This is a genomic window from Variovorax atrisoli 110B, assembly GCF_000382045.1.
Lineage (GTDB): Bacteria > Pseudomonadota > Gammaproteobacteria > Burkholderiales > Burkholderiaceae_C > Variovorax > Variovorax atrisoli.
Genome location: NZ_KB907459.1, coordinates 141,768 through 158,796 on the forward strand (window position 1 = coordinate 141,768; position 17,029 = coordinate 158,796).

Here is a 17,029-nt window from a genome sequence, read left to right on the forward strand (position 1 = left end):
TTTGGTGTTAATTCAGAGGGATTTTGTTTCGTTGGAGCCCGAAGCTGAATTGCCCCAGCGATGAGTTATTTGTCTTTTGACGAAATCATCTTTCTCGATGATTTCTTTCGATCGGAAGAGATCGGGCTTCAGTCTCATCCGTCCAACAGGCGTTTTCTTCGAGGGCTGTTCGAGTTTGCTGGCCAATCCTTGGGCATTGCCATGCGCGAGGAATACCCTGTCTCGAGCGGAGGACGAATTCCCGTCGGGCTCATGATGGATTCGCTGGGCCTTCCTCGAACGGTGGAGGGATGGGCGAGCGCCGCGATCGCGGACCTGCAGCCTGCGTTCCGAGGGTGTGAAATCGGCGTGCTCGGTGAGCGCAGCCTGGTTATCGGATGGGGAATGCCTCCTTCCCTGCTGAATTACATCGCTTCCCGAGGTGCATCATTCATCGACGTGGAAGTTCATCCCCTGCGGTTTTCCCGGCATCTCCATCTGGGGATGCGAACCAACAACCGGCGAATTGCCCGCATTCTTTCGAAGGTCCGGATCCCGGACGAGGCATTTCAAAGCGCAGCTATCGGAATGAAGGCGATGTTCTCGCGACGGGGCGACGGCGCATTGCTTTGCCGCGATGCAAAGGTAGGTGTTTTTCTCGGTCAGACTGAAGTCGATCTCGCCTTGGTCTGCGATGGTCGGCTGATCAGTCCCACAGATGTCATGGACAGGGTCGCGGAGCTGGCTGCCTCAGTAGACCTCCTGGCAATCAAGCCTCATCCATATCAGCAAAACACGACATTCTTAGACGACCTGCTTGAACGCGTACCCAATGCAATCAAGATCGAGTCGAACATCTACGCGATGCTGTGCGCGGGCAATATCGAGTTCTTCAGTGCAATTTCCTCGGGTGCTCTGACTGAGGCCGAGTATTTCGGTCACAGGAAAGAGGCACTCATCACTCCGGACAGGAACAACGTCGAACGCCTTCCGGATGGATGCACCGAATGGATTCCCGTTGGCAGTGAAGTCGCGTCCCTGCCCGTGATGAAGGATGTCGTCTGTCGGGCTCGAGTCCCGCTCTTTTTGAGGCCCAGGAAGCGCTATTCCGCTGTCATATCGTCTGCGAACGCGGAGATGGTGGACCGGGCATTCGGGTTCCGCTGGGGGCTTCAGCTCGATGCTGCGGGGTTGCGTTCAAGTTCGAAGGTGCCGTTGGGCGGCGACGTCCATTTCGGAAGCGGAAGCCCCCATTCGGCAGGACTGGCGGCTGGCTGGCATGAGCCCGAGCCTTGGGGCGTATGGAGCGCCGACGGTGCTGCATCCTTTCTCCTCATGCTCGACACCACCGGGTTGCCGGCAGCCGGCAGGGTGCAAGTCGCTGTGACGGGGACGCTCTACCAGCCAAGCGGTAGCGCGCCGGTCGAGCTCGATTTGCGGATCAACGGCTGTACCTGTCAGTTCGCCAGGACGGGTGACCTGTTGAGATTTTTCTGTGACCTGGATGTCCAGAAACTGCGCGGCAGGCCGCTTCTGGACGCCGAGATTCTCGTGAGTGGCGCTCATCGGCCTTGCGATGTGACCGAAAGTGCCGACGCTCGCCGCCTAGGCTTCGGTCTTCATTTACTGAGAGTCGACGTAGTGTCGGTGGGCGATGGCAGTCGCGAAGCGGCGAGTGTCGAGCCTCAGGATGCGCTCGTCGAGTGAAGGCGGCTCGTCTTCGAGTCACCTTGAGCGGCAATGCCCGTGAACGCGAAATCCACCTCCGGCGCCAGCCCGCTCACGATCCGCGCGATCGACTTGCCCGAGCCGCAAGCGTGCGTCCACCCCAGGGTGCCGTGGCCGGTATTGAGGAACAGGTTCGGCAGCTTCGTCTTGCCGATCAGCGGGACGTTGCTCGGCGTGGCCGGGCGCAGGCCGGTCCAGAACTGGGCCTGGGTGGTGTCGCCGGCGCCGGGGAAGAGCTCCTCGACGCGGCGCACGATGGCTTCGCAGCGCACGCGGTTCAGGTCGCGGTCGTAGCCGTTGAGCTCGGCCGTGCCGGCGATGCGCAGGCGGTCGCCCGATGCGGAGGTGTAGCGCGAGAACACGAGCTTGAATTCGTCATCGGTCAGCGAGACCTGGTGGGCCTTGGAGGCGTCCTTGACGGGCAGGGTCACCGAATAGCCCTTGGCCGGGTAGATCGGCAGCCGGATGCCCAGCGGCGCTGCGTACAGCGGGCTCAGCGAGCCCATCGCCAGCACGAAGGCGTCGCCGCGGATTCGCTGGAAGCGGCCTTCGCTGTCGGTGGCCTCGACGTGGTCGATGCTGCCGCCGGCCTCGCGCAACGCTGTCACGGTGTGGCTCATCAGGAACCTCACGCCCGCGGCGGCGGCCAGCGTGACGAGTTCGCGCGCGAAGCGGTTGGCGTCGCCGGACTCGTCCTCGGCCGTATAGGTAGCGCCGGCCAGCTTGGGGCGGATGTGGGCGAGGGCGGGCTCGATCTTCACGGCCTCGTCGGCCGAGATGACCCGGCGCTCGCAGCCCAGGGCACGCATCTGCTCCGCGGGCTCGAGGGCGCCGTCGAACTCCTTCTGCGTCGTGTAGAAGTGGAGGATGCCTTGGGTGCGCTGGTCGTAGCTGAGGCCGGTGTCGCGGCGCAACTGTTGCAACATCGAGCGGCTGTATGTGCCGAGACGAACGATCTGCTCGATGTTGTGGCGGGTGCGCGCCGGCGTGCATTCGCGCAGGAACTGCAGGCCCCAGAGCCACTGGCGCATGTCGGCACGCATGCGGAAGAGCAGCGGGGCGTCTTCCTTGCCCAGCCATTGCAGCACCTTGAGCGGCGCGCTGGGGTTGGCCCAGGGCTCGGCATGGCTGACGGATATCTGCCCGCCGTTGGCGAAGCTGGTTTCGGCGGCCGGGGTGGCCTGCCGGTCGATCACGGTCACTTCGTGGCCGAGTTGCTGGAGGTAGTAAGCCGAAGTCACGCCGAGCAGGCCGGCGCCAAGGACGATCACGCGCATTTCAAATACCTTTGAGGTTGCAGCGCTTGAACGGCGGGCATTGATTGCTATCGGATGAATAGCAAAAGCAACCGGACGACCGCAGTCCAAGTTGCCGCTCCCCCTGTCCTCGGTACCTGAGAGATTCACCCGCTGCGCCCGCAGAGGGTTTGCTCCTTCGGTGCGCCACATGGCGTGGCGTCTCTCCAGACGGCGTTTCAGTTGGTGCAGTACAGGCCCTTGCGAGGCCGACCTGAGCGTTTATGGGAGTTTGCGCCTTCGGTAGGACCACCGGGGTGGCCCGCTCTCCTGCAGTGGGGCGATTGTAGGCGGAGCCTGCACAGGCGCCAACCTCTGAATTCTCGCCTTTGGGCCAATGGGATAATCGTCCGTTGATTTGCCGCAGGGCGATCGTTCCACATCACTGCAGGGGACTTCATGATCCTGGTTACCGGCGGCGCTGGCTTCATTGGCGCCAATTTCGTACTCGACTGGATCGCGAACAGCGACGAGCCCGTCGTCAATCTCGACAAGCTGACCTACGCTGGCAACCTCGAGACCCTCGCATCCCTCAAGGGCAACCCCAGGCACATCTTCGTGCAGGGCGACATCGGCGACAGCCCCCTGGTCGACCGCCTGCTGGCCGAGCACAAGCCCCGCGCCGTGGTGAACTTCGCCGCCGAGTCGCACGTCGACCGCTCGATCCACGGCCCCGAGGACTTCGTGCAGACCAACGTGCTCGGCACCTTCCGACTGCTCGAATCGGTGCGCGGGTTCTGGAGCGCGCTGCCGGCCGAGCAGAAGTCGGCCTTCCGCTTCCTGCACGTCTCGACCGACGAGGTCTACGGTTCGCTCTCCAAGACCGACCCGGCCTTCACCGAAGAGAACAAGTACGAGCCCAATAGCCCCTACTCGGCCAGCAAGGCCGCCAGCGACCACCTCGTGCGCGCCTGGCACCACACCTACGGCCTGCCGGTGCTGACCACCAACTGCTCGAACAACTACGGCCCGTTCCACTTCCCCGAGAAGCTGATCCCCCTGATGATCGTCAACGCGCTGGCAGGCAAGAACCTGCCCGTGTACGGCGACGGCATGCAGGTGCGCGACTGGCTCTACGTGAAGGACCACTGCAGCGCCATCCGCCGCGTGCTCGAAGCCGGCAAGCTCGGCGAGACCTACAACGTGGGCGGCTGGAACGAGAAGCCCAACATCGAGATCGTCAACACCGTGTGCGCCCTGCTCGACGAATTGCGCCCCCGCGCAGACGGCAAGCCGTACAAGGAACAGATCACCTACGTCACCGACCGCCCCGGCCACGACCGCCGCTACGCCATCGACGCGCGCAAGCTCGAGCGCGAACTCGGCTGGAAGCCCGCCGAAACCTTCGACACCGGCATCCGCAAGACCGTCGAGTGGTACCTCGCGAACAGCGAATGGGTGCGCAACGTGCAAAGCGGCGCGTACCGCGAGTGGGTCGAGAAGCAGTACGACACGAAGGCCCCGGCATGAAATTGCTGCTGCTGGGCAAAGGCGGACAGGTCGGCTGGGAACTGCAGCGCAGCCTGGCGCCGCTCGGTGAACTGGTCGCGCTCGACTTCGACAGCACCGATTTCCACGCGGACTTCAGCCGGCCCGAGGAACTCGCCGACACGGTGCTCAACGTGCGCCCCGACGTGATCGTCAATGCAGCGGCGCACACCGCCGTCGACAAGGCCGAGAGCGAACCCGAATTCGCGCGCAAGCTCAACGCCACGTCGCCCGGCGTCGTGGCCGAGGCGGCGCAGAAGATCGGCGCGCTGATGGTCCATTATTCGACCGACTACGTCTTCGACGGCAGCGGCACCACGCCGTGGAAGGAAGACGATGCGACCGGCCCGCTCAGCGTCTACGGCAGCACCAAGCTCGAAGGCGAGCAACTGGTGGCCCGGCACTGCGCCAGGCACCTGATCTTCCGCACCAGCTGGGTGTATGCCGCGCGCGGCGGCAACTTCGCCAAGACCATGCTGCGGCTGGCCAAGGAGCGCGACAAGCTGACCGTCATCGACGACCAGTTCGGTGCCCCCACAGGCGCGGAGCTACTGGCCGACGTGACGGCGCACGCCATCAGGGCGACGCTGCAGGATCCCTCCAGGGTCGGCCTCTATCACGCGATCGCCGGCGGCGAGACGACGTGGTACGGCTACGCGCGCTTCGTGCTCGAAATGGCGCAGCAGGCAGGCGTCGAACTCAAGGCCGGGCCCGATGCCGTCGAGGCCGTGCCGACCAGCGCGTTCCCGACGCCCGCGAAGCGCCCGCACAACTCGCGCCTCGACACCAGCAAGCTGCAGACCACCTTCGGCCTGCGCCTGCCCCCATGGCAGGAAGGCGTCGCGCGCATGCTGCGCGAGATCCTTTGAAGAATCCCACGAAAAGAAAGAGCATGACCAAGACGACGCAACGCAAGGGCATCATCCTGGCCGGCGGTTCGGGCACGCGCCTGCATCCGGCCACGCTGGCGATGAGCAAACAGCTCCTGCCCGTATACGACAAGCCGATGATCTATTACCCGCTCAGCACCCTCATGCTGGGCGGCATGCGCGACATCCTGATCATCAGCACGCCGCAGGACACGCCGCGGTTCCAGCAGTTGCTCGGCGACGGCAGCCAGTGGGGCATCAACCTGCAGTACGCGGTGCAGCCGAGCCCGGACGGGCTGGCGCAAGCCTTCATCATCGGCGACAAGTTCGTCGGCAATTCACCGAGCGCACTGGTGCTCGGCGACAACATCTATTACGGGCACGACTTCGTGAACCTGCTGGCCGATGCGGACGCTAAAGCCTCCGGTGCCACGGTGTTCGCATATCACGTGCACGACCCGGAGCGCTATGGCGTCGTGGCGTTCGACGGCAAGGGCAAGGCCAGCAGCATCGAAGAGAAGCCGCTCAAGCCGAAGAGCAGCTATGCGGTCACCGGTCTGTACTTCTATGACAACCAGGTGGTGGACATCGCCAAGGCGGTGAAGCCGAGTGCGCGCGGCGAGCTCGAGATCACCGCCGTCAATCAGGCGTACCTGGACCGCGATCAGCTCAATGTGCAGATCATGCAGCGGGGCTATGCCTGGCTCGATACGGGCACGCACGACAGCCTGCTGGAAGCGGGGCAGTTCATCGCGACGCTGGAGCATCGGCAGGGGTTGAAGATTGCGTGTCCGGAAGAGATTGCGTGGCGCAATGGGTTCATCACGGGCGAGCAGCTCGAGAGGCTTGCGGCACCTTTAGCAAAGAGCGGATACGGCAAGTACCTGAAGCATCTGCTTGGCGAAGGGGTCCGCTCGTGAAAGTGACGCCAACTGCGATTCCCGATGTGCTCGTGATTGAACCCAAGGTCTTTGGCGATGCGCGCGGCTTCTTCTTCGAGAGTTTCAACCAGAAGGCCTTCGATGAGGCGGTTGGCCAGCACGTCGACTTCGTGCAAGACAACCATTCGCGGTCGGCGAAGGGTGTGCTGCGAGGACTCCATTACCAGATCCAGCACCCGCAGGGCAAGCTTGTGCGTGTCGTGCGAGGGGCGGTGTTCGATGTCGCCGTCGACATCCGCGAGTCGTCTGCGACCTTCGGGCGTTGGGTGGGCGTGGAGTTGACCGACGAAAACCACAAGCAGCTCTGGGTGCCTGCCGGCTTTGCCCATGCATTCCTGGTGTTGAGCGACACGGCCGAGTTTCTATACAAGACCACTGACTATTACGCGCCAGCGCACGAGCGCTGTATCGCTTGGAACGATCCGACCTTGCATATTGCCTGGCCTGACACGTCTCCTCAACTTTCCGCCAAGGATGCCGCCGGCGTTTTGCTGGACGAGGCCGATCTTTTCCCATGACCGCGTTCGAGCAAACGATGAGCCTGGGAGATGCACGATCAGGCCGTGCCACAGCGCGTCGCCGGGTCATTGCGGTCGACCTCGACGGAACGCTGATTCGATCGGACCTGTTGGTCGAGAGCATTTTCCTGATGCTGCGCTACCGGCCGCTGTTGTTCTTGAAGGCGCTGTTCTGGCTGCTGAAGGGGAAAGCCTATTTCAAACGGCGGGTTGCCGATGTGGCGACGCCGGTCATTGACACGCTTCCCTACAACAAGCCCCTGGTGGCTTGGCTTGAGAGCCAGAAGACCCTGGGCGACGTGCACCTAGTGCTAGCGACGGCTTCCGACGTGCGGCTTGCGCGTCAGGTGGCTGACCACCTGGGCATCTTCGACGAGGTGCTCGGCACCGAGGCGAAGAACCTTGCTTCCGCGCACAAGCGGGACGCCCTGGTTTCCCGCTATGGCGAGCAACGCTTCGAATACATCGGCAACTCGACTGCCGACTTGGACGTCTGGCGTTCCGCGAGCGTCGCCCATGTCGTGAACCCCGAGTTCAACGTGTTGGGGCGTGCACGTCGCCTCGGGCGGCTGGGGGAGGTGTTCGATGATCGAGTGGGATACCTGCGTGTGTTGCGCAAGGCGCTGCGGCTGCACCAGTGGGCCAAGAACCTTCTAGTGTTCGTGCCCTTGCTGGCAACGCACAAGTTGAGCCACTGGCAACTGCTGGGTGATTGCGCGCTCGCGTTCCTGTGCTTCGGTGCTTGTGCCTCCAGCGTATACCTGCTGAACGACCTGCTCGACCTCAAGGACGACCGCAGGCACCGCACGAAGTGCAATCGGCCCCTTGCGGCCGGGACATTCCCGGTCTTCCACGCCATGGTTTGGATGCCCGCGCTGCTGGTGTTCGCGTTCGGTGCGTCGCTGCTGTGGCTGCCAGCGAGATTTGCGGCGGTTCTCGGGGTGTACTACCTCTTGACGCTGGCGTATTCGCTCTGGATCAAGCGGGTGGTCATGCTCGACGTGGTTACGCTGGCGATGCTCTACACGGTGCGCGTCGTCGCTGGCGCGGCCGCGATCGTCGCGCCGTTGACGTTCTGGATCCTGGCATTCTGCATCTTTATGTTTCTGAGCCTTGCCTTCGTCAAGCGGTACACCGAGCTTTATGAGGCCAGGGAGCAAGGTCGGGAAGACGCTGCGCCGGGGCGAGGCTATGAGGTCCAGGATTTCGAGCTTCTGGCGTCCTTGGGTGGTTCCTCGGGATATCTGTCGGTGCTCGTGCTCGCCCTGTACATCAACGACGTGGCCTCGCTGCACCTGTATGAGCACCCGAAGCTGCTGTGGATCGCGTGCCCGCTACTTCTGTTCTGGTTGAGCCGGGTCTGGCTGATCGCACACCGGGGGCGCATGAATGACGATCCGATCGTCTTCGCGCTGCGCGACCGTGTCAGCCGCTGGATCGGCATTGCGTTCGCCGCCACTTTCGTCGCTGCCGCGTTTTGAACTCGTCCGCACGCCTGTCGTGGGGGCGGTATCCCCCCCACCCGCAAACGGCGCACGCCGTTCATTGGCCGTCCGAGGTCGAAGGCGCTGCCGCATCCGCGCTGGCGCAAGGCAGCGGCGGCACGCTCGCGTTCGGCATGGGGCGCAGCTATGGCGACTCATGTATGGCGGAGTCCGACCATGTCGTGGCGACCGCGGGCATGGACCGGGTGATCGCCGCGGACTGGGAAACCGGTGTGGTCGCTGCGCAAGCCGGCCTTACGCTGGGAGCGCTCATCGATATCGCGCTGCCTCGGGGCTGGTTCCTGCCAGTCACGCCGGGAACAAAGTTCGTCACGCTCGGCGGCGCCGTGGCCAACGACGTGCACGGCAAGAATCATCATGTGACGGGCACATTCGGTTGCCACGTCAGGCGGCTGGCGCTGTTCAGGACGCAGGATGGGGTGGTCGGCTGCTCGCCGCAGGACAACGCCGAGTTGTTTCGTGCGAGCATCGGCGGGCTGGGCCTGACCGGCATCGTGCTGTCGGTCGAGATCCAGTTGCGTCGCGTGCCCTCTGCCTACATGGCGCAACGCTCGATCAAATTTGGAGGACTGGACGAGTTCTTCGACTTGTCCGAGCAGTTCGATGCACAGCACGAATATGCCGTGGCCTGGGTTGACTGCCTCGCCACCGGTCGGCAGGCGGGGCGAGGACACTACATCGTGGGCAACCACGCACAGGAGGGCGGGTTGCAGGTCGCTCCCGCGAGACCGAAGAGCATGCCGGTCGATCCTCCCGTGTCGCTAGTCAATGCGGCGAGCCTGCGAATCTTCAATACGCTGTACTACCACCGACAACAATCCCCGCAAGTTCAGTCGACGGTTGGCTACGACCCATTCTTCTACCCGCTTGACAAACTGCTGCACTGGAACCGGATGTATGGGCGGGACGGGTTCCAGCAATATCAGTGCGTCGTGCCGTTTGCCAGCTCGCGTGATGTGATTCATGCGGTGCTTGCGGAAATTGCACGCAGCGGTAGCGGGTCCTTCCTTGCCGTACTCAAGCGCTGCGGCGATATCTCATCACCCGGACTTCTGTCCTTCCCTCTGCCAGGCGTGTCGCTGGCACTCGACTTCGCGCAGCGCGACGAGGCCAACGTACGGTTGTTCGCCAAGCTGGACGCACTGATCCATGAGGCGAGAGGACGCTTATACCCAGCGAAGGACGCGCATATGAGCGCGGCGCATTTCCAGCGAGCCTACCCCGCGTGGCCCCAAGTGGAAGCACTGCGCGACCCCAATCTGAAATCGCGGTTCTGGAACCGTGTCACCTCCTGAGACCTATTCCATGTCAACAAAAAAGAAAATCCTTATCGTCGGTGCGACCTCCGGTATCGCGGAGGCCGTGGCGCGGGAATATGCCGGCGCAGGCTGCACCTTTGCGCTGGTCGCCCGTTCGCAGGAGAAGCTCGAGGTCGTCGCAAGCGACTTGAGGGCCCGCGGCGCCGCGGGGGTGTCCACCTATGTGTGGAACGCGACCGAGCCGAAGAGGTTCCCTGATGTCGTTGAGCGCGCGTGGCGCGATCTTGGCGAAGTCGACGTGACGTTGATTGCCCACGGGACGCTGCCCGATCAGGCGCGTGCGGCGGCAGACCTTGACTACGCGATCGAGCAGTTCCGCACCAACGGCGAAAGCGCGATCGTTTGCATGCTCGCCCTTGCGCCCCGGTTCGAGGCGCAGGGGGGGGGCACGCTTGCGGTGATCGGTTCCGTGGCCGGCGATCGTGGCCGGCCGAGCAACTTTCTCTATGGCGCCGCCAAGAGCAGCGTGGAGGCTTTTGCTTCTGGCATGCGGGGAAGGCTTTTCAAGCGCGGCGTCAACTTGTTGCTGATTAAGCCGGGCTTCGTTGCCACGCCCATGACGGCCGGCCTTGACCTCCCGAAGAAGCTGACCGCGACGCCGCAGCGCGTGGCGAGGACGATCGTCGATGCGGTGAGCGCGAGGAAGTCCGTCATCTATGTACCGTGGTTCTGGCAAGTCATCATGACAATCATCAAGATGATTCCGACATTCGTCTTTAAGAAGCTGGGGCTGTAAGGGGTGAGGAGCAACTCGATGAGCGAACCGGTTCGAGGAAATCCTGCGAACGATGTCGAATGGCGGTCTTGGTGGATCGTTTTTCTTGCCGTCTTCGCCATGGTCTTGGCAACCGCCGCCGGCTTCGTCTTCGGACCCTACCGGCTGGAGGTTGGCGACTTCGCGGCCAACGCGCTGAATATCATTCGCGCCAAGAGCTTCCATGAGATCTACGGGAACTACTCGAGGTGGCTGTTCAACCATCCGGGCCCGTTCTTTTTCTACGTGTACGCTCTCGGCGAGATAATTCTGGTCGACCTCTTGCATGTCGTTCCCTCGCCGCATCAGGCGCATGTGTTCTTCGGCATCCTGCTTCAGAGCGGATTCATCGCAAGTTCTGTCGCCATCTCATTGTTTTTGGTGCGCGACAAGAGGATTCTTGTCGCGTGGATTCTGGTAGCGTGCTTGGGCGCGGGAATCGGCTACATCGCGGTATCGAGCATCTGGGCGCCACATGTGCTGTTCGGCCCTTACCTGCTGCTCCTGATTTCCTCGACGGCGCTGAGCTTGGGTTGGTTTCGCTTCCTTCCCGTGTGCGTCTTCTGTGTTTGCGTCCTGTGCCATGGGCACATTGCGCAACCAGTGTTGACGTTTCCCGTTTTTCTGGCTGCCATCCTGGGTTTTGCGTGGGTCGCGAAATCGCGGCAGGTGCTCGATCCAGCCTGGACTTCCCGCAGCAAGCGCGTGCGGGGTCTTGCGATCTCATTCGTGATCGTGAGCGTTTTCCTGATTCCTCTCATTATCGACCTGACCCGTTGCCCGGATTGCAATGCGGTGCGCGTCCTGACCTACATGAAGTCGAATCATGATCAGACGCCTAGATTTAACCAGGCGATGAACTACGTTGCGTCCTATTTCGTCTTCGACAGAAAGCCGGAGTGGCTGGACACAGCTCGGGACGTGAAGCTGGGCAGCCTCAAAGTTCTTTTCGAACTTCTTGTAGTGGCTGCTGCCTTGCTCCTTCCGACGAAGTGGCTGCTGAACCTGAAGACATCGAGGGTCGAACTGCAGCGCCTCGCGCTGTTCTGCGTCCTGGCCCTGGTGTTCTCCACGCTTTGGGCGCTTCGAATCACGGGGCCGCTCTATGAATTCAACTCCTTCTTCGTGTACTCGATCGTGGGCCTGCTCGGGTTGCTGGTCGTTTACTGCCTGATCGCCCGGCTACCTCGCCCGGTGTTACTGGTTTTTTCGCTGCTTTGGATGGCGTGCGCTTTTTTCATCGTGCCGCGGTACAACGCGAACTTCGAGGTTTTCAGCAAGCACTCGACAATCTTGGGCGGCAGCGAGCCGGTGCATTTTGAGAAGCCTGGGAACCGGGTCGTCATCAACCAGATCGACGGGCAGGATTGGGGTATCAATACCGGTCTGGCTGTGCGCTTGACCCGATCGAAGGTTCCCTACTTCGTGCCCAGAGACTGGACCTATGTCTTCGGCTGGGAAACCGGCTATACCGAAGAGCTTTTGAAAAACAAGGACGGCGGGATGGAGATCTGGAACGCCAAGGTCAACCATCTTCCCTCCGAATTCACGGAGAGAGACTATTGCCGGATCCGCAGCGATTCACCGATCCTGGACACCCATGGCGAGATCGAAAAATTCAATCCGCTGAAAGCGAGATGCGCAATCGTCGCCACGCCGTCCGCGCGTCCCGGCAAACCAGACGAGTGGGAGTGGTTGTCCGCCAACGTGCTCGCGTTGCAATTCAGGTCTAGGAGTGCATCGAAGCCGGTCGACCTAAGCTTCGAGGTCTTCCCCTATCTGGGTAACGGAAAGATCAAATCGCAGCACATGAATGTGCTCATCAATGGCGAAGATATTGCCAGCGAGGATGTTTTAGGTCCTGGAATCGTTCATGTGACTGTCGCCCCAGCGCTCTGGAACAGGTCTGCTACCACGACGGTATTGTTGAAGGTTGATGGAAAGCAGTCCCCCAAGGAGCTGGGGCTTTCCAGCGACGAGCGGCGCCTCTCCATTGGATTGCTCGGTGTTGGCGTTCGCTACGCGCAATAGCATGTGCCTCATTTTGTTTGTTAGGGTTTCGTTATGAAAATAGTTCTTCCTGGAGGGGCAGGCCTCGTCGGGCAAAACCTGGTTGCTCGGCTGAATCGCGAGAAGTTCACCCAGATCGTGGTGCTGGACAAGCACCGTCCCAACCTTGAGGTGCTGGCGCGTGCGCATCCCGAAGTGATTGCGCAATATGCCGATGTCTCCAAGCCCGGCGACTGGCTTGCCCATTTCGAAGGTGCAGATGTGGTGGTCATGCTGCAGGCGCAGATTGGTGGCATCGACTACCAAGAGTTCATCGACAACAACGTGACTTCCACGGTGCTCATTCTCGAAGCCATCAAGAAGAACCAGGTGCCGCAATTGGTCCACATCAGCTCGTCGGTGGTGGAGTCCGTGGCCGACGACTTCTATACCCGCAGTAAGAAGGACCAGGAGCGTCTGGTGCTGGACAGCGGCATCGAATGTCCGGTGCTACGGCCAACCCTGATGTTCGGGTGGTTCGACCGGAAGCATCTCGGATGGCTGTCGCGCTTTATGGCGAAGATGCCTGTGTTTCCTGTGCCGGGGAACGGCAAGTTCATGCGTCAGCCGCTATACGTCGGCGACTTCTGCAACGTGATCATCAGTTGCATCGAGAACAACATCCGCACCGGAATCTTCAACATCACCGGGCATCAGCAGGTCGACTACATCGACATCATTCGCGAGATCAAGCGCGCCACCAAGGCGAAGGCCCGGATCGTCAAGATTCCCTATGGCCTGTTCTACGGCTTGCTGTGGACCTGGGCGTTATTCGATCGCAATCCCCCGTTTACCACGCAACAACTCCAAGCCCTGGTGGCGCGCGACGAGTTCGAGGTGATCGACTGGCCCGGCATCTTCGGTGTGCGCAGCACGCCGTTCAACGAGGCTGTGCAAGAGACCTTCAATCACCCGGTCTATAGCAAGATTGCACTGGAGTTCTGACGTGATGGAATCGGACCTTGTTGCCTCGGGCTCATCGCGTGGTCAGCGCATCGCCGTTCTGGGCGCGGGCCCCATGGGGCTGGCGGTTGCCTACCAACTCGCCCTCGACGGCCATCGACCCGTCGTGTTCGAAGCCGATGACCGCGTGGGCGGGATGACTGCGGCCTTCGATTTCGGCGGCCTGCAGATTGAGCGGTACTACCATTTCCATTGCACCTCTGACACCGCCTTTTTCAAGGTGCTCGAGGAACTCGGCCTATCTCCGAAAATGCAATGGGTGGCCACGAAGATGGGCTATTGGTACCAGAACCGTCTTCAGCCGTGGGGAAATCCCATGGCCTTGCTGACGTTCAAGGGCCTGGGGCCGGTCGCCAAGTTCCGCTACGGCCTGCACGCTTTTCTTTCGACCAGGCGAAACGACTGGAAGCCGCTCGACCACGTCGAAGCTACCGGCTGGATCAGGCGATGGGTCGGAGCTGAAGCCTACGAGGTGCTGTGGAAGCGGCTGTTCGACTACAAGTTTTACGAGTACACCTCCAACCTGTCAGCCGCGTGGATATGGAGCCGCATTCGCCGCATCGGGCGTTCCCGGTACAGCCTGTTCAAAGAAAAGCTTGGCTATCTGGAGGGCGGATCGCAAACGTTGTTGGACGCGATGAAGGCTGCCATCGAGGCGAAGGGTGGCGAGGTCCGTCTCGCGTCGCCGGTCTCGAAGGTGGTGATCGAAGACGGCACCGTGAAGGGGGTGCAAACGTCTGCGGGGACGGAGGCCTTCAACAAGGTCGTCAGCACCGTTCCCTTGCCCTACGTGCCGCGCCTGATGCCGGAACTGCCGGCGCAAACGCTGCAAGCCTTTGCCGCGTTGAAGAACATTGCCGTGGTTTGCGTCATCGCCAAGCTGCGCAAGCCTCTGACGGAGAATTTCTGGCTCAACATCAACGATCCCGAGATGGACATTCCGGGGCTGGTGGAATATAGCAATTTGCGGCCACTGAACCCTCACGTCCTGTATGTGCCGTTCTACATGCCAGGCGAGCATCCGAAGTTCCAGGACGCGGACGAAGTTTTCATGGCCAAGGTTCGCCGGTACTGCATGAAGATCAATCCGGCGCTGACGGAAGACGACTTTGTCGACATGCGCGCTAGCCGCTACCGCTACGCGCAGCCGATCTGCGATCCAGGCTATTTGGACCGTCTTCCGCCCGCCGCCTTGCCGGTACAGGGGTTGTGGGTGGCCGATACCTCGTACTACTATCCCGAAGACCGAGGCATCTCGGAAAGCATCGGCTTCGGACGCGAACTGGCAAAGTCGGCCGCGGCCGCGCAAACGTGATGAACAGCGTGTTGCTGACGCCGCAGTTCCTTCGGTTCCTCATGGCCGGCGGCATTGCCGCCGCCGCCAACTACGGCTCGCGCTTCCTGTTCAGCCTATGGCTGGGCTACAGCACGGCCATTGTCCTGGCTTATCTGGTGGGGATGGTGGTCGCGTTCGTGCTGATGCGCCAGCATGTGTTCGACGCGAAGAAGAGCGCGCTCGGCCCGCAGGTCGTGAAGTTCGTTGGTGTAAATGTCCTCGCCGTGCTGCAAACGCTGGCGATCAGCCTCTTGCTCGCCCGCTGGATGTTTCCTAGGCTGGGCATTGTCGAGCATGCCGAGTCCGTGGCGCATCTGGTGGGGGTGCTTGTGCCGGTCGTCACGAGCTACTTCGGCCACCGGATGCTGACCTTCAAATAGCCTTGTTGGAGCCGGCCGCCTGCAGCATTCGCTGCAGCGTTTCCTCCAGCGGCGGACTCAGCAGCGTTACGCCGTGGGCTGCAAAAAGTGCCTGTAGCTTTGTCGCACTGCCGCAGAGCCGATGCACTTCATTGGCCCGGACGAACGCGGGGTTCACCTCGATGCGCGGCGTATACCCCGTCAGGCGCGCGAAGGTGTCGATGACAAAACGCAGCGCGTAGGGCCGGCCGGAGCAGATGTTGTAGGTTTCGCCGGGCTCGCCATGCGAAAGCAGCAGCAGGTATGCGTCGCAGACCATCCGGACGTCGTTGAACTCGCGCTCCACGTCCAGGTTGCCCAGCGCGATGGAAGGCTCGCGGGCCGCGAAGTGCATCGCAAGCTTGGGAATCAGGAAATGGTCGTCCTGGCCGGGCCCCGTGTAGTTGAACGGGCGCGTGATCACGAGATTCAGGCGGTCTGCATACGTTCGAGCCATGTACTCCATGGCGAGCTTGCTCATGCCATAGTGATTGACGGGTGCAGGTGCATGCGTCTCGCCGATGGGTGACTCGGCCGTATTGCCGTAAATGTTGGCGCTGCTGGCCAGCAGCACGCGACGCGGGCGAACCGGCAACTGCACCAGCGCGTTGAGCAGGTTGGTCGTGCCGATCACATTGACGGCATAGAACGCTTCGTCGTGGGCATGGCCTACGAAACTGATCGCGGCGAGATGCACGACCGCATCCGGCGCGGTGCTCAGCACCTCGCCGCGCAGAGCGTCCGCGTTCGTCAGATTGGCTTGCAGCGCGACGACGGTGTGGCCCGCCGCAGTCGCATGCTCGGCGAACAGGCGACCGGTGAACCCTTCCGCCCCAGTCAGCAGGATCTTCAAAACGAGAAGCCTTGGGCGTTGCGTCGCAGATCTGCCTCGACCATCATCTGGCACAGTTGTTCCAGCGTGGTGGTCGGCGCCCAGCCCAGCTTGGCCTTGGCCTTGGCGGGGTCACCGATAAGCAGCTCGACTTCCGCCGGCCGGTAGAACTTGGGATTCACCCGCATCACGGTTGTGCCGGAGGCAGTGTCGATCGCGATCTCGGATTCCGCAGTGCCCTTGAACTCGACGTTGATGCCCGCGCCCTTAAATGCGAGCGTGACGAAGTCGCGCACGGTCTCAGTACGGTTAGTGGCAAGCACAAAGGTGTCGGGCTCGTCGGCCTGCAGCATGCGCCACATGCCTTCTACATATTCCTTGGCAAAGCCCCAGTCGCGCTTGGCATCGAGGTTGCCGAGTTCAAGCACGTCGAGCTTGCCGAGCTTGATCTTGGCAACGCTGTCGGTGATCTTGCGTGTGACGAACTCGCGGCCGCGCAGAGGGCTCTCGTGATTGAATAGGATGCCGCTGGCGCCGAAGATATCGTAGCTCTCGCGATAGTTGATCGTCATCCAGTGCGCGTAGAGCTTTGCCACACCGTAGGGGCTGCGCGGATAGAACGGCGTGCTCTCGATCTGTGGAATGGCCTGCACCTTGCCGAACATCTCGGAGGTCGATGCTTGGTAAAAGCGGATCTTGGGATTGACTAGACGAATCGCTTCCAGCAGGTGCAGTGCGCCGACGCCGGTGATCTGCGCGGTCGCCGCCGGCTGATTGAAGCTCACGCCGACGAAGCTCTGCGCGGCGAGGTTGTAGACTTCACTGGGATCCGCTTCCTTGATCAACGCGATTGAACTGCCCAGATCCGTCAGGTCGTATTCCACGAGGTGAAGATCGGGGTTGTTCTGGATGCCCAGCTCTTCAATGCGCCAGAAATTGACGGAACTCGTCCGGCGATAGGTTCCATAGACCACGTAGCCCTTGGCCAGCAGCAGCTCCGCCAAGTAAGCACCGTCTTGGCCTGTAATGCCTGTTACAACAGCGCGCTTTTTCAT

15 protein-coding genes and 2 riboswitches are annotated in these 17,029 nt (G+C 61.7%); of the genes, 12 read left to right on the forward strand and 3 right to left on the reverse strand.

Annotated features, from left to right (window positions below; translation table 11 throughout):
- Nucleotides 1-60 precede the first annotated feature (60 nt).
- Nucleotides 61-1,686, forward strand: a complete 1,626-nt coding sequence (locus tag G369_RS36300) for a hypothetical protein (protein WP_019656839.1) — start codon at nt 61-63, stop codon at nt 1,684-1,686.
- Here the strand turns inward: G369_RS36300 and G369_RS0125275 are convergent.
- Nucleotides 1,665-2,984: a D-amino acid dehydrogenase gene (locus G369_RS0125275; RefSeq protein ID WP_019656840.1), complete on the reverse strand. Its 1,320-nt coding sequence runs from the start codon at nt 2,982-2,984 to the stop codon at nt 1,665-1,667. The genes G369_RS36300 and G369_RS0125275 overlap by 22 nt on opposite strands.
- Before the next feature lie 93 nt (nt 2,985-3,077).
- A riboswitch (glycine riboswitch) is annotated at nt 3,078-3,183 on the reverse strand.
- Between the two features lie 3 nt (nt 3,184-3,186).
- Nucleotides 3,187-3,285: riboswitch (glycine riboswitch) on the reverse strand.
- A 116-nt stretch (nt 3,286-3,401) separates the two neighbouring features.
- Here G369_RS0125275 and rfbB point away from each other — a divergent pair.
- Genes rfbB through G369_RS0125330 form a run of 11 tightly spaced genes read left to right on the forward strand, consistent with a single transcriptional unit; the run spans nt 3,402 to nt 15,124 of the window.
- On the forward strand, nt 3,402-4,472 hold the full coding sequence (gene rfbB, locus G369_RS0125280) for a dTDP-glucose 4,6-dehydratase (protein WP_019656841.1): 1,071 nt from the start codon (nt 3,402-3,404) through the stop codon (nt 4,470-4,472).
- Entirely contained in the window at nt 4,469-5,359 is an 891-nt protein-coding gene (gene rfbD, locus G369_RS0125285) for a dTDP-4-dehydrorhamnose reductase (RefSeq protein ID WP_019656842.1), read from the forward strand. Before rfbB ends, rfbD begins: the two co-directional genes overlap by 4 nt.
- Nucleotides 5,360-5,382: 23 nt before the next feature.
- The gene (rfbA, locus tag G369_RS0125290) at nt 5,383-6,279 is read left to right on the forward strand and encodes a glucose-1-phosphate thymidylyltransferase RfbA (RefSeq protein ID WP_019656843.1); all 897 of its coding nucleotides are present in this window, start codon (nt 5,383-5,385) and stop codon (nt 6,277-6,279) included.
- The gene (gene rfbC, locus G369_RS0125295) at nt 6,276-6,818 is read left to right on the forward strand and encodes a dTDP-4-dehydrorhamnose 3,5-epimerase (protein WP_019656844.1); all 543 of its coding nucleotides are present in this window, start codon (nt 6,276-6,278) and stop codon (nt 6,816-6,818) included. Before rfbA ends, rfbC begins: the two co-directional genes overlap by 4 nt.
- A complete protein-coding gene (locus G369_RS0125300; protein ID WP_019656845.1) occupies nt 6,815-8,299 on the forward strand; it encodes a UbiA family prenyltransferase in 1,485 nt (494 codons plus the stop codon). Before rfbC ends, G369_RS0125300 begins: the two co-directional genes overlap by 4 nt.
- On the forward strand, nt 8,296-9,618 hold the full coding sequence (locus tag G369_RS0125305) for an FAD-binding oxidoreductase (protein ID WP_026346613.1): 1,323 nt from the start codon (nt 8,296-8,298) through the stop codon (nt 9,616-9,618). Before G369_RS0125300 ends, G369_RS0125305 begins: the two co-directional genes overlap by 4 nt.
- 10 nt (nt 9,619-9,628) lie before the next feature.
- Nucleotides 9,629-10,378 carry an SDR family oxidoreductase gene (locus G369_RS0125310; RefSeq protein WP_019656847.1) on the forward strand — a complete coding sequence of 250 codons (750 nt, stop codon included), beginning with the start codon at nt 9,629-9,631 and terminating at the stop codon, nt 10,376-10,378.
- Nucleotides 10,379-10,396: 18 nt separating this feature from the next.
- Nucleotides 10,397-12,427, forward strand: coding sequence for a hypothetical protein (locus G369_RS0125315; protein ID WP_157773778.1), 2,031 nt, complete (start codon nt 10,397-10,399; stop codon nt 12,425-12,427).
- 33 nt (nt 12,428-12,460) lie between these two features.
- Entirely contained in the window at nt 12,461-13,390 is a 930-nt protein-coding gene (locus G369_RS0125320) for an NAD-dependent epimerase/dehydratase family protein (RefSeq protein WP_026346614.1), read from the forward strand.
- Between the two features lie 4 nt (nt 13,391-13,394).
- Nucleotides 13,395-14,723 (forward strand): NAD(P)/FAD-dependent oxidoreductase, encoded by a 1,329-nt coding sequence (locus tag G369_RS0125325; RefSeq protein WP_020723254.1) that lies wholly within the window; start codon nt 13,395-13,397, stop codon nt 14,721-14,723.
- Nucleotides 14,723-15,124: a GtrA family protein gene (locus G369_RS0125330; protein ID WP_019656851.1), complete on the forward strand. Its 402-nt coding sequence runs from the start codon at nt 14,723-14,725 to the stop codon at nt 15,122-15,124. The genes G369_RS0125325 and G369_RS0125330 overlap by 1 nt, the downstream gene beginning before the upstream one ends.
- Here the strand turns inward: G369_RS0125330 and G369_RS0125335 are convergent.
- Entirely contained in the window at nt 15,117-15,995 is an 879-nt protein-coding gene (locus G369_RS0125335; RefSeq protein ID WP_019656852.1) for an NAD-dependent epimerase/dehydratase family protein, read from the reverse strand. The genes G369_RS0125330 and G369_RS0125335 overlap by 8 nt on opposite strands.
- On the reverse strand, nt 15,992-17,029 hold the full coding sequence (gmd, locus tag G369_RS0125340) for a GDP-mannose 4,6-dehydratase (RefSeq protein WP_019656853.1): 1,038 nt from the start codon (nt 17,027-17,029) through the stop codon (nt 15,992-15,994). The genes G369_RS0125335 and gmd overlap by 4 nt, the downstream gene beginning before the upstream one ends.